General features: G+C 63.8%; 16 protein-coding genes. 7 read left to right on the forward strand and 9 right to left on the reverse strand.

The features are described from left to right. Nucleotides 1–53 precede the first annotated feature (53 nt). The 6 genes from ald (at nt 54) to sdhA (ending at nt 5,140) form a co-directional block, all read left to right on the forward strand. Nucleotides 54–1,169 (forward strand): alanine dehydrogenase, encoded by a 1,116-nt coding sequence (gene ald / locus VGN68_RS20025; RefSeq protein WP_327479412.1) that lies wholly within the window; start codon nt 54–56, stop codon nt 1,167–1,169. A 21-nt stretch (nt 1,170–1,190) separates the two neighbouring features. Then, nucleotides 1,191–1,430, forward strand: coding sequence for a hypothetical protein (locus VGN68_RS20030; protein ID WP_293697871.1), 240 nt, complete (start codon nt 1,191–1,193; stop codon nt 1,428–1,430). A 313-nt stretch (nt 1,431–1,743) separates the two neighbouring features. Next, on the forward strand, nt 1,744–2,352 hold the full coding sequence (locus tag VGN68_RS20035) for a hypothetical protein (RefSeq protein WP_327479415.1): 609 nt from the start codon (nt 1,744–1,746) through the stop codon (nt 2,350–2,352). A gap of 127 nt (nt 2,353–2,479) precedes the next feature. Next, nucleotides 2,480–2,923 carry a succinate dehydrogenase, cytochrome b556 subunit gene (sdhC, locus tag VGN68_RS20040; protein ID WP_327479417.1) on the forward strand — a complete coding sequence of 148 codons (444 nt, stop codon included), beginning with the start codon at nt 2,480–2,482 and terminating at the stop codon, nt 2,921–2,923. Next, entirely contained in the window at nt 2,923–3,324 is a 402-nt protein-coding gene (sdhD, locus tag VGN68_RS20045) for a succinate dehydrogenase, hydrophobic membrane anchor protein (RefSeq protein ID WP_327479421.1), read from the forward strand. Before sdhC ends, sdhD begins: the two co-directional genes overlap by 1 nt. Before the next feature lies 1 nt (nt 3,325). After that, nucleotides 3,326–5,140: a succinate dehydrogenase flavoprotein subunit gene (sdhA, locus tag VGN68_RS20050; protein WP_327479423.1), complete on the forward strand. Its 1,815-nt coding sequence runs from the start codon at nt 3,326–3,328 to the stop codon at nt 5,138–5,140. Between the two features lie 63 nt (nt 5,141–5,203). Here the strand turns inward: sdhA and VGN68_RS20055 are convergent, their stop codons facing one another. From VGN68_RS20055 to leuC, 7 genes are all read right to left on the reverse strand, one after another. Continuing rightward, nucleotides 5,204–5,500, reverse strand: coding sequence for a type II toxin-antitoxin system RelE/ParE family toxin (locus VGN68_RS20055; RefSeq protein ID WP_327479425.1), 297 nt, complete (start codon nt 5,498–5,500; stop codon nt 5,204–5,206). Next, complete coding sequence (locus VGN68_RS20060) at nt 5,493–5,744, reverse strand: type II toxin-antitoxin system ParD family antitoxin (RefSeq protein WP_327479427.1); 252 nt, start codon at nt 5,742–5,744, stop codon at nt 5,493–5,495. The genes VGN68_RS20055 and VGN68_RS20060 overlap by 8 nt, the downstream gene beginning before the upstream one ends. 32 nt (nt 5,745–5,776) lie before the next feature. Then, complete coding sequence (locus VGN68_RS20065; RefSeq protein WP_293697860.1) at nt 5,777–6,064, reverse strand: hypothetical protein; 288 nt, start codon at nt 6,062–6,064, stop codon at nt 5,777–5,779. A gap of 99 nt (nt 6,065–6,163) precedes the next feature. After that, complete coding sequence (locus VGN68_RS20070) at nt 6,164–7,159, reverse strand: NADPH:quinone oxidoreductase family protein (RefSeq protein WP_327479430.1); 996 nt, start codon at nt 7,157–7,159, stop codon at nt 6,164–6,166. 10 nt (nt 7,160–7,169) lie between these two features. Then, nucleotides 7,170–7,763: a 3-isopropylmalate dehydratase small subunit gene (gene leuD / locus VGN68_RS20075; protein WP_327479432.1), complete on the reverse strand. Its 594-nt coding sequence runs from the start codon at nt 7,761–7,763 to the stop codon at nt 7,170–7,172. A 1-nt stretch (nt 7,764) separates the two neighbouring features. Continuing rightward, complete coding sequence (locus tag VGN68_RS20080) at nt 7,765–8,613, reverse strand: N-acyl homoserine lactonase family protein (RefSeq protein WP_327479434.1); 849 nt, start codon at nt 8,611–8,613, stop codon at nt 7,765–7,767. A gap of 25 nt (nt 8,614–8,638) precedes the next feature. Next, entirely contained in the window at nt 8,639–10,069 is a 1,431-nt protein-coding gene (gene leuC / locus VGN68_RS20085; protein ID WP_327479436.1) for a 3-isopropylmalate dehydratase large subunit, read from the reverse strand. Between the two features lie 147 nt (nt 10,070–10,216). Between leuC and VGN68_RS20090 the strand changes: the two genes are divergently transcribed. Continuing rightward, nucleotides 10,217–10,735 carry a sterol desaturase family protein gene (locus VGN68_RS20090; protein WP_327479438.1) on the forward strand — a complete coding sequence of 173 codons (519 nt, stop codon included), beginning with the start codon at nt 10,217–10,219 and terminating at the stop codon, nt 10,733–10,735. A 28-nt stretch (nt 10,736–10,763) separates the two neighbouring features. On the opposite strand, the gene VGN68_RS20095 is transcribed toward VGN68_RS20090, so the two are convergent. Together VGN68_RS20095 and VGN68_RS20100 are read right to left on the reverse strand one after the other, a co-directional pair. Beyond that, on the reverse strand, nt 10,764–11,444 hold the full coding sequence (locus VGN68_RS20095; protein ID WP_327479440.1) for a glutathione S-transferase family protein: 681 nt from the start codon (nt 11,442–11,444) through the stop codon (nt 10,764–10,766). Then, nucleotides 11,432–12,409 (reverse strand): NAD(P)-dependent oxidoreductase, encoded by a 978-nt coding sequence (locus VGN68_RS20100; RefSeq protein ID WP_327479442.1) that lies wholly within the window; start codon nt 12,407–12,409, stop codon nt 11,432–11,434. The genes VGN68_RS20095 and VGN68_RS20100 overlap by 13 nt, the downstream gene beginning before the upstream one ends. Nucleotides 12,410–12,436 lie beyond the last annotated feature (27 nt).

A 12,436-nucleotide genomic window follows, 5' to 3' on the forward strand; every position in this document is an offset into this window, starting at 1 on the left:
AACGACGCGGCGCCGGGACAGCGTGACCGGCGACGAACCCATGGAGAGCGACAATGATCATCGGCACCCCCAAGGAAATCAAGAATCACGAATATCGCGTCGGGCTGACCCCTGAAAGTGCGCGCGAGTTGGCCGTCCATGGTCACCGTGTGCTGGTGCAGACCGGCGCCGGCGCGGGTATCGGGGCGCACGACCGTTTCTATGTCGAGGCTGGCGCCGAGATCGTCCAGACTGCCGAGGAAATTTTCGCGACCTGCGACATGGTGGTGAAGGTCAAGGAGCCGCAGCCGGGCGAGCGTGCGATGCTGCGCGAAGGGCAGATCCTCTACACCTATCTTCACCTTGCGCCCGATCCCGACCAGACGCGCGACCTGATGAAATCGGGCGCGGTGTGCATCGCGTATGAAACCGTCACCAGCCCGCACGGCGGCCTGCCGCTGCTGAAGCCGATGAGTCAGGTCGCGGGGCGCATGTCGATCCAGGCCGGCGCGACCGCGCTCGAAAAGGCGCATGGCGGCCGCGGCGTGCTGCTCGGCGGCGTTCCTGGCGTGGCGCCGGGCAAGGTATGCGTGATCGGCGGCGGCGTCGTCGGCTTCAACGCGGCGCAGATGGCGGCGGGGCTTGGCGCCGACGTCACCATTCTCGATCGCGATCCCGAAGTGCTCGAACGCGTCGGCACCTTCTTTGAATCGCGCGCCAAGACGCGCTTTTCGAACCGCGCCAATCTCGCCGAATGCGTGGCGGAGGCCGATCTGGTCATCGGCGCGGTCCTGATCCCCGGCGCCGAAGCGCCCAAGTTCGTCACCCGGGAGATGCTCGGCACGATGCAGGCGGGCTCGGTGCTCGTCGACGTCGCGATCGATCAGGGCGGCTGTTTCGAAACCAGTCATGCAACCACCCACGCCGACCCGACCTATGTCGTCGACGGCATCGTCCATTATGCGGTCGCCAACATGCCGGGCGCGGTCTCGCGCACGAGCACCTATGCGCTGAACAACGTTACCCTGCCGCACGCGCTGCGCATTGCCGACCTGGGCTGGAAAGACGCATTGCGACGGGACGTGCATCTTGCGCAGGGTTTGAACGTATGGAATGGCAAGGTGACGTTCGAAGCCGTAGCGGAAGCGATCGGAACCGATTATGTGTCTGTTGAACAGGCACTCGCCTGATAACAAGGACATAGGTACATAATGACCGAGCAAACTCCCCCGCCGCCGCAGAATGACGCGCCGGAAGAAAATGAAGTCCTGCGCGCCGCGCGCGAGCAGCGCCAGCAGAAGGAGGCCGCCGATGCGGCCGAAGCTGCCGATCGCGACGCGGCAAAGGGCGGCAAGCGCGGCTGGAAAACCGCGGCCGCGGCGGGTTTAGGCATCGGCTCGGCCGCGGTGATCGCGGCGCTGCTGTATGTGAACCGCGACAAGATCAAGTGATGCGGTGACGTGACCGTTTGGGGGGTGGGACCGGACGTAGCCGATCCTCCCTGTGGCGCAGCGGACCGCGCGCGAAGCAAGGGGTTGAGAGGCCGCGACCTTAGGGCCATTTGCCCCTCCGACAGCGCTTTGCGCTGCTACCTCCCCGTCGCTGCGCGACAAGGAAGATTGATGGCTAGAAATGGTCGATTTTGATCATTCCCCTTTCCTTCGTTGTTATCGATTGACCTCGAAACACTCGCTGAGTCGCGTGTGACGTTTGGGTGCACCTCAACTTCGGAATTAATTAAACCTGCTTGGCTAGGCTCACGTCATGGCTGCTCAAAACCCCACGATCGAGCGAGAAAAGGCGGCGCTTGTCGCGCTACTTCGATACGAAAAGCCCCACTATATTTTTTCCCGTTCGATCGCTGGTGAAGGCCGACCGCTGTCGGAAAAAGAAGCCGTCAAAATGCTGGTCGAGTATGAGCTGATGCTGGCAGCGCAGGTGCGCCAGTTTAGCCGGTCGGTGTGGGCTTCACTATGCCTCACTGTCGTTTTTGCTTTGCTCGCTGCGAAGCTTTGGACCCCTTTTGCCCTATTTGCATTACTCTCAATTCCCGGCTGGTTTGTTGTGGCAGTCTGGCACCGCTTTCAGCGAATGAAGTTCAAAATGATGGTGTGGAGAAGGCTCGAAACCCGTCCGGTTGTTCACGCGCTGACGCGTGAGCAGAAAATCGCGCGTGGCTATGCTTTGCCGATGCGAACGCTGGTGCCAATTGTGCTTGGGGCCATACTCTTGGGTGTCGTAATATATACTCCCGCCAATCTGCTTCCCAACGGTTGGGGGGCAATTCGTACCTTTGTCATCCTGGCCCTCGTTTCTGTCACGGTCATCACCATGGGGCTGGCCCAATTGCTGTCGAAGCAGAGGGGCGGCTAGGCGGTACACTTTGTGTCGAATACGTCATGATTTCTTGAGCGCGTATCCCCGCTAAGCAATTGCATATCACCGCGGGAAGGCTTAACCGGCTCCACATCGACCGAAGAGAGTCAGAAACGGGGCTGATATGGCTGGCAACGAACCAAATACGCGCCCACGCGCGCCGCATTTACAGGTCTATAAATGGGGCCCCGCGATGGCGGTGTCGATCCTGCACCGTGCCAGCGGCGACGGGCTGGCGATTGTCGGCGCCGGCTTGTTCCTGTGGTGGCTGGGCGCGATTGCCGCGGGGCCGGATGCCTATGCGGCGTTTGTCGCCTGCATCTGGCACGACCCCAGCCCTGAAATCAGCCTCTTTCATCAGATCACCAACATCCTGGGCAAAGTCGTGCTGGTCGGACTGACCTGGGCATTTTTCCAGCATCTGTTTTCGGGGCTGCGCCACCTGGTGCTCGATGCGGGGGCGGGATATGAACTGAAATCCAACAAGCTGTGGTCGACCGTCGTGATCGCCGCGGGCGTGTTCGCGACCGCCGCGACCTGGCTCTATATCCTGGCGGAGGCACTCTAATGGGCGACGGTTCGCATCTCGGCAAGGTCCGCGGCCTCGGGTCGTCCGGGCACGGTTCGCACCACTGGCTGCAACAGCGGTTAACCGCGCTGGGTAACATCCTGCTCGTCGGGTTCCTGTTCGTGTCGCTGATCCGCCTGCCGCTGGGTGACCATGGTGCGGTGCTGCGCTGGGCGTCGAACCCGATGGTCGCGCTGGCGCTGATCCTGATGGTGGTCAGCGTCTTCTGGCATCTGCGGCTCGGCTTGCAGGTGCTGATCGAGGATTATGTCCACGGGCCGATGCGCTTGCTCGCGCTCGTTTTGCTCAATTTCTATGCTATCGGCGGCGCCGCCTACGGGATCTTCGCGATCGTCCGGATCGCGCTGGCGCCTGCCGTGGCCGGCCCGGGGGGCATGTGACATGACCGACGCTTACAAGATCATCGACCATATCTATGACACCGTCGTCGTCGGTGCGGGCGGATCGGGGCTGCGCGCCACAATGGGCAGCGCCGAGGCCGGGCTGAAAACCGCGTGCATCACCAAGGTGTTCCCGACGCGCAGCCACACGGTGGCGGCGCAGGGTGGCATCGCCGCGTCGCTCGGCAACAACTCGCCCGACCACTGGACGTGGCATATGTACGACACCGTCAAGGGGTCCGACTGGCTCGGCGACCAGGACGCGATCGAGTATATGGTCCGCGAAGCGCCGCAGGCGGTGTATGAGCTGGAACATGCCGGGGTGCCCTTTTCGCGCAACGCCGACGGCACCATCTATCAGCGGCCGTTCGGCGGCCATATGCAGAATATGGGCGAAGGCCCGCCGGTGCAGCGCACCGCCGCGGCCGCCGACCGTACCGGCCATGCGATGCTCCACGCGCTGTACCAACAGTCGCTGAAATATGACGCCGATTTCTTCGTCGAGTATTTTGCGCTCGACCTGATCATGGAAGACAGCCCCGACGGTAAGGTTTGCCGCGGCGTTATTGCGCTGTGCATGGACGACGGCAGCATCCACCGTTTCCGGTCGCAGGCCGTCGTGTTGGCTACCGGTGGCTATGGCCGCAGCTATTTCACCGCCACCTCGGCGCACACCTGCACCGGCGATGGTGGCGGCATGGTGCTGCGCGCCGGGCTGCCGCTGCAGGACATGGAATTCGTCCAGTTCCACCCGACCGGCATCTACGGCGCCGGGGTGCTGATCACCGAAGGCGCGCGCGGCGAGGGCGGGTACCTCACCAACTCCGAGGGCGAGCGGTTCATGGAACGCTATGCCCCGTCGGCAAAGGATCTGGCGTCGCGCGATGTCGTGTCGCGGTCGATGGCGCTCGAAATCCGCGAAGGCCGCGGCGTCGGCCCGCACAAGGATCATATCTTCCTGCACCTCGACCATATCGACCCGGCGGTGCTCGCCGAGCGGCTGCCCGGCATCACCGAAAGCGGCAAGGTGTTTGCGGGCGTCGATCTGACCCGCCAGCCGCTGCCCGTCGTGCCGACCGTCCATTATAATATGGGCGGCATTCCATGTAATTATCATGGCGAAGTCGTCACGCTGGGCAAGGATGGTCCCGACACCGTGGTCCCCGGCCTATTCGCGGTCGGCGAAGCGGCGTGCGTGTCGGTGCACGGCGCCAACCGTCTCGGCTCGAACAGCCTGATCGACCTCGTCGTCTTTGGCCGCGCGACCGGGCATCGGCTGCGCGACATCATCAAGCCGGGTGCGGCGCAGCAGCCGCTGCCGACGGACAGCGCCGACCTTGCGCTCGGCCGCCTCGACCATTTCCGCCATGCCAAGGGCGGGTCGCCGACGGCGGAAATCCGCACCGAAATGCAGCGTGCCATGTCGGCGCATGCCGCGGTGTTCCGCACCGACGAGCTGATGGCCGAGGGCAAGGAAAAGCTGACCAAAACCTATCAGCGGATGAACGATGTCGGGGTTACCGACCGCAGCCTGATCTGGAACACTGACCTCATCGAAACGCTCGAGCTCGACAATCTGATCAGCCAGGCGACCGTGACGATGCATTCGGCGTATAACCGCAAGGAAAGCCGCGGCGCCCACGCGCATGAGGATTTCCCGAACCGTGACGATGCGAACTGGATGAAGCACACCGTGGCATGGTTCGACGGCTGGGGCGGCAAGGGCGGCGGCGTCCGCCTCGATTACCGCCCGGTCCACGAATATACGCTGTCGGACGATGTCGAGTATATCAAGCCGAAGGCGCGGGTTTATTGAGGGAGGGCCGGGAGTCGGCGTTCTGCGCGAAACTCCGGGGTGGCTAGCCCACGCTAGTCTATCTTAGTCCCTCAAATGCCGCACGGCATCGCGGCGCTCATGCATCACGCGGACGACATCGACCTTTTCGTCGTCGATCAGAAAGAAGATGAAGTGATGTCCGCTGCGCATCCGTCGTAATCCCGGATAGGCTTCCGTCTCTTCGGGAAAGCGCAGGCCGTCGATAGCGAGACGGTCGATGGCTTTCTGAATGTCGCCGATGTAGCGACGCGCCTGATCGCGGCCCCATTGCTCCATGGTGTAGTCTGCGGCGTCTTCAATATCCACTTCCGCTTCGGGGCGGACGACGATGCTACGCATCGTTTTCGGGGCCGAACTTTCGCTCCATGAAAGCATCCCAGTCGAATGGCTGGGGAGGGCCGCTGTCGATGCCTTTTTGAATTTCGCGCCGCAAAGCTTCGACCCGATCATCATAGGCAATATAGCGCCGCATGGCTTCGCGCACGACTTCGCTCGTCGTCGCGAACTCGCCCGATTCAACCTTGCGACGCGCGAACTGGATGAAGGGTTCGCCGAGGGCGACCGAGGTATTTTTTACAGCCATGACCCAAAATTACCAAAATTTGGTACCGGCGTCTAGAACCAGCTTTCGATCGGATTGATGTCGGAGAAGGGCTGATCGACGTCCTGGCCCATGACCCATAATTTCTGGCACGCGATGGCAAAAAAGATCAGCGCGATCGTCCACACAATGAAGGTTTTGCGCGCGACCCAGCGGCGTTCGGCTTCGGCCGCCGCGGCGCGCGCTTTATAGTCGATGCCGAGCTCGCCCTCGAACTCGGCGACGAGCTGCGCGCGGCGGGTACGCGAAATGTTCGCGAGGCTCGCGTTATTTTCAACAGCCTTTGCGCGGCGAGTCGCCATTGTTGCACCCTGACCCAGATAGTCCTGCCATCACCGTTAGGACAAAGCCCCTGCGAAAGCGTTAACCGGACTAGTACAATTCTGAATCAGGCCGATATTTTAGATGGCGATGACCAGCTTGCCGACCGCACTGCGGTCGCCAAGTTTCGCGATCGCCTGGCCACCATCGGCTAGGGCGTAGGAGCCGGTGACGCGCGGCTTGATCTTGCCCTGCTCCCACAGCTGGAACAGCCGCGCGACATGCGCCCGGTTGCGCTCGGGCTCGCGCGCGACAAAGGCGCCCCAGAACACGCCAGCGACGTCGCAGCTTTTGAGCAAGGTCAGGTTGAGCGGCAGGCGCGGGATGCCGGCGGGGAAGCCGACGACGAGGTAACGGCCTTCCCATGCGATCGAGCGCAGCGCAGGCTCGGCATAATCGCCGCCGACGGCGTCATAGATGACATTGGCGCCGCCGGCTCCGACCGCTTCCTTGAACTTGTTCGCCAATTCTTTCGACTGATCCTTGTCGAACGGTTGGCGGCCATAGACGACGACCTCGTCAGCGCCCGCCTGCCGCGCGACGTCGGCCTTTTCTTCGCTCGATACGCCCGCGACGACGCGCGCGCCGAATGCCTTGCCGAGTTCGACCGCGGCGATGCCGACGCCGCCCGAGGCGCCGAGGACAAGCAAGGTCTCGCCTTCCTGGATATGGCCGCGATCGATCAGCGCGTGGATGCTGGTGCCGTAGGTCATCAGCAGCGACGCACCCTCGGCGAAATCATGGCCTTCGGGCAGGTGATAGACATTGTGAACGCCGACCGCGACGGCTTCCGCCATGCCGCCGTTGCCGCAACCCGCGATGACACGGTCGCCGACCTTGAACCCGGTCACGCCTTCGCCGATTTCGGCGACGAGGCCCGCGACTTCGCCGCCGGGGGCAAAGGGGCGCGCGGGCTTGAACTGATATTTATCCTCGATGATCAACGTGTCGGGGAAATTGACCGCGCACGCCTTGACGTCGATGACGATCTGGCCCGCGCCCGCGGCCGGTCGCGGAAGCTCGCCAAGGACCAGCGTTTCGGGGCCGCCGGTAGCGGTCGACAAGAGAGCCTTCATCATCTTCTCCTCATATTGTCGCGGGGGTCAGCCAGGGCTGATCCGTCGCAATCTTTTTCTCATGCGCGGCGATCGCCGCCTCGCTCTTTTCGGTGAGTGAAATCTCGTCGAGGCCGTTCAGCAGGCACATCTTGCGGAACGGATCGATGTCGAAGGTGAAGCGGTCCTGAAACGGCGTCGTCACCGTCTGGGTGTCGAGATCGACATGGATCGGATCGGTTGTTGCAACTTCCATCAACCGGTCGATGGCCGATTGGGGAAGCACGACGGGCAGGATGCCATTCTTGACCGCATTGCCCGAGAAAATGTCCGAATAGCTTGGCGCGATCACGACCCGGATGCCGAGGTCGCCGAGCGCCCACGCGGCATGCTCGCGGCTCGACCCACAACCGAAATTGTCGCCCGCGATCAGGATTGGGGCGCCCTTATACTCGGAGCGATCAAATAGATTGTCGGGGTCGGCGCGCAGCGTTTCGAACGCGCCGCGGCCCAGCCCCTCGCGGCTGATTGTCTTGAGCCATTTCGCCGGGATGATGACGTCGGTGTCGACATTCTTCAACCCGAACGGGATGGCGCGACCTTCGACCTTTTCGATTGGCGTCATATTATTCGGCCGCCTTCGGGAAAGCGGGCAGTTTCCCGACATCGCGCGGTTCGTGCTGGATGATCACCGTCGCCTTCAGATTTTTGGCTAGCGCCTTGAAGCGGCCGAAAGAGGCGAGCGTGTCGGCGCGGTTGGTATTGAAGGTCGGTACCCCGTCGCTGTCGTAATTTTCCTGAAAATGCGCTTGGTCGCCGCTGAGCAGCGCCGGTCCGCGACCCGCCAGTCGCACCAGCAGCGTGTGGTGGCCCGGGGTGTGACCCGGCATGTCGAACATCACCACGCTGCCATCGCCAAAGATATCCTTGTCGCGCGCGACCGGCTCAACTTTGCCACCACCGCTGATCCAATGGGCGAAAGGGGTCGGATCGACAAACGCGGGCGGGGGGCTCTGGGTGAGCACGTCCCAGTCGCTCTTGCCGATGTAGAGCTTCGCGCTTGGAAAATCGGGCAATTGACCGATATGGTCGAAATGGAAATGGCTGACGCCAAGGATATCGATATCCTCCGGCTTGATACCAAGCTCGGCGAGCTGTTCGACGAGGGTGCGGGTGACCGATGCCGACATGTCGCCGGTTGCGGCAAGCGCCGCGCCCTTCAGCGCGCTGGGCAAGCCCAGATCCCACAGCATCAGCTGGTCGCCGTGGCGGATGAGATAGCAACCGACGGTCAGGTCGCGGCTCTGCCCCGGATAGGCTTCGGTGTCCGAAAAGGCGTTGAGCCGATTGACGCGCACGGTGCCGCAATCGAGGCGAGTCAGGCTGACCTTGGCGGCTTCCGGCTTGTCCTGCGCGAGAGCAGGGCTGGTGAGGGCCAAGGCCGCTGCAGCCGATGCGATAGCTTTCCAGATCATACTCTTGGCTCCCTCTGCCGCGCGTTCAATCGATCAATTCCCGCACGTCGGTGAGCCGTCCGGTCACCGCCGCGGCCGCTGCCATCGCGGGCGACACCAGATGGGTGCGGCTGCCCGGCCCCTGACGGCCGACGAAATTGCGGTTGCTGGTGCTGGCGCAGCGTTCGCCCGCAGGCACCTTGTCGGGGTTCATCCCAAGGCACGCTGAACAGCCGGGTTCGCGCCACTCCAAACCGGCGTCGGTGAAGATGCGGTCGAGCCCCTCGGCCTCGGCCTGCGCCTTCACCAGCCCCGATCCGGGGACGACGATCGCCCATTTGACGGTGTCCGCCTTGCGCCGCCCTTTCAGCACCGCGGCAGCCGCGCGCAGATCCTCGATCCGGCTGTTGGTGCAGCTGCCGATGAAGATATTCTCGATCGCGACGTCCTGCATCCGGGTGCCGGGTTCGAGCCCCATATAGGCCAGCGACTTGGCGGCGGCGGCCTGTTTCGACGGGTCGGCAAAGCTACTCGGCGCGGGGACGCTGCCGGTGATCGGCACAACATCTTCGGGGCTGGTACCCCAAGTCACGCTCGGGGCGATGTCCGCGGCGTCGATGACAACGGTCTTGTCGTAAGCCGCGCCAGGATCGGTCGCGAGGCTGGTCCAGTAAGCCACCGCGGCGTCCCAATCGGCGCCCTTCGGCGCATAGGGGCGGCCCTTCAGATAGGCAAAAGTCGTCGCGTCGGGCGCGATCAGACCGGCGCGCGCGCCGCCCTCGATCGCCATGTTGCTGACCGTCAGGCGCCCCTCGACGCTCAGCGCCCGGATGGCGCTGCCGGTATATTCGATGACATGGCCGGTACCGCCCGCGGCGCCGATGGTGCCGGTGATGTGGAGGATGATGTCCTTGGCGGTCACGCCTGGGCCAACCGCGCCCTCGACGCGAACTTCCATCGTTTTGGCAGGCTGGAGCAGCAGCGTCTGCGTCGCGAGCACATGTTCGACCTCGCTGGTGCCGATCCCGAACGCCAGCGCGCCGATGCCGCCGTGGCACGCGGTGTGGCTGTCGCCGCACACGATGGTCGTGCCGGGCAGCGAAAAGCCCTGCTCGGGACCGACGACATGGACGATGCCCTGCTCGGCGGCGGTCGCGTCGATATAGCGGATGCCGAACTCGGGCGCGTTGGTTTCGAGCGCCGCGAGCTGCGCCGCGCTTTCGACGTCGGCAATCGTGAGCCGGTTGCCCGCCGCATCCTTGCGCGCCGTTGTCGGCAGGTTGTGGTCGGGCACCGCCAGCGTCAGGTCGGGGCGGCGCACGGTGCGCCCGCTCGCGCGCAGCCCGGCAAACGCCTGCGGGCTGGTGACTTCATGAACGAGATGGCGGTCAATGAAGATCAGGCAGGTGCCATCGGGGCGCTGTTCGACAACATGCGCGTCCCAGATTTTTTCATACAGGGTGCGGGGGCGAGTCATGCGGTTGCCTTAGATCAGCGGCACAACTTTGCAAGCTGGTGGCGATAGGAAACGCAATTTTCGGTCGCGGTACGTCGGTCTCATCCCTGTACGGCCATCCCGGCGAAGGGAGTGGCGTGACCGGTTGGGCACGCCTATATTCGCCCCATGACGATTCCCGCCATCCTCGCGCTTATTCTCGCTACCGTCGTCGCGATGGAGTTCGTCGCGTGGGCATCGCACAAATATATCATGCACGGCTTTGGCTGGGCATGGCACCGTGACCATCATGAGCCGCACGACAAGATGCTGGAAAAGAACGACCTGTTCGGACTGTTCGGCGCGGCGCTGAGCATTTCGATGTTTGCGGTGGGCAGCCCGATGATCCTGGGCGCCAGCGCATGGGAGCCGGGGACGTGGATCGGGCTGGGGGTGCTGTTTTACGGTATCATCTACACCGTCGTGCACGACGGGCTGGTCCATCAACGCTATTTCCGCTGGGTGCCACGGCGCGGCTATGCCAAGCGGCTGGTGCAGGCGCACAAGTTGCACCATGCGACGGTCGGCAAGGAGGGCGGGGTCAGCTTCGGCTTCGTCTTTGCGCGCGATCCCGCGAAGTTGAAGGCGGAGCTGAAGGTGCAGCGCGAAGCCGGGATTGCCGTGGTGCGCGAAGCATTGGTCGATTGATCGCTGCCGTCGCGAAGGGCGACGGACGTTAACCGGTCCGGTAATCCGCCGTGATCACCCCTGCTGCCGCCAACTCCTCCTCATGCCCCACCTCGCGCCAGCTTTCGGCTAGCGCCTGCCGTTCCCACTCGAGCATTGCGGGGTGCGACAGAATATGATCGACCCATGCCTGCCCGGCGCCGACGTCGAGGCCATAGGTGCGGATGCGGAACGCGACTGGTGCGAAGAAGGCATCGACGGCGGTAAATTCGCTGCCCGCGAGCCATGGTCCGCCGAACTTCGCCAACCCTTCCTCGAACAGCTCGCCGATCCGCGCGACATTGGATCTGAGCGCGGTCGACATCGGCTTGGGCGTGACGCGCACCCCGACATTCATCGTGCAATCATTGCGCAGTGCTGCGAAGCCGCTGTGCATTTCGGTGGTGGCGCATTGCGCCCAGGCGCGCGCGTCGGGATCGCGCGGCCACACGCCCTCGTGCCGGTCGGCAAGATACAGGGTGATCCCGAGCGAATCATAAATCGTGCGCCCTTCATGGAGCAGCGCGGGAACCTGTCCGGTCGGCGAGAAGCTGCGGAAATCGTCGTAGTTCGCCGGTTTGGTGAAGGGTTCGATGCGGTCGCGAAACGCGATGCCCAGCGCCTTCATCAATATCCACGGGCGCAGCGACCAGCTCGAATAATTGCGGTTCGCGGTGATCAGTTCGTACATGCTTCGCGCTCCTGTGCGACGATGGGGGAGGTGTAGGCGGGGTCGTGTGCGAACGGCAGCGCGCTGCCCTCGCGGAGCGCTGCCAGCACGCTGGCGAAGTCGCTGCGGGCGCGCCAGCCGAAGCGGCGCTCGGCGCGCGACGGGTCGTAAACGCGGTCGATCGTTTCGGGAAGCACCCATCCCGCCGCTGCATAGAGCTCGGCGGCATCGGGGTGGGCGCGCGCGATGACCGCGCGGGCGTCGCGGGCAAGCTCCTCGGCATCGTCGCGCGCAAAGGGCGGCGGCGCCGAGAGGATGAAGGTATCGCAGCCGATCGTCGGCGCCGCCTCCAGCGCCGCAAGATGCGCCGCCGCTGCATCCTCGACCGTCAGGCGGCGGTGGAGCATCTCATTGGCCTTGAGGTTCGGCCCGCTCGGCACCGCATGGGTGTCGTCATCCTCGGGAAAAAAACGGCCGGTGCGCAGGATCGCCACGTTGATGCCATGCTCGCGGTGGACCAGCCGGCATGCCTGCTCGGCGGCGAGCTTGGTGATGCCATAGATGTTGCGCGGCGCCAGCGGACCGAAATCCTCGTCCATCCACCAGGCGCCGGTGTCGCCTGCACCGGCCCGGACGTCGGCGCGCACCATCAGCGAGGTAGTCGAGGTGAACAGGAAGCGATCATTGCCCGCCGCGACCGCCGCCTCGATCAGGTTCAGCGTCCCACTGACATTGACGTCGATGAACGCCTGCCGCGGATAACGGACGATGTCGGGTTTGTGCAGCGCGCCGCTGTGGATGATCGCTTCGATGCCATGCTCGCCCATTGTGCGGTCGACGAGCGGCCGGTCGGCAACGGTGCCGATCACCTGCGTGTGGGCGCCGGACACGACATCGATGCCGGTAACGTCATGCCCGCCCTGGCTGAGCAACGGCGCCAGATATCGGCCGAGCCAGCCCGATGAACCGGTCAGCAGCACGCGCATCGATGATTCTCCTCTGGCTCCTGTACG

The organism is Sphingopyxis sp. (genome assembly GCF_035998965.1).
Lineage (GTDB): Bacteria > Pseudomonadota > Alphaproteobacteria > Sphingomonadales > Sphingomonadaceae > Sphingopyxis.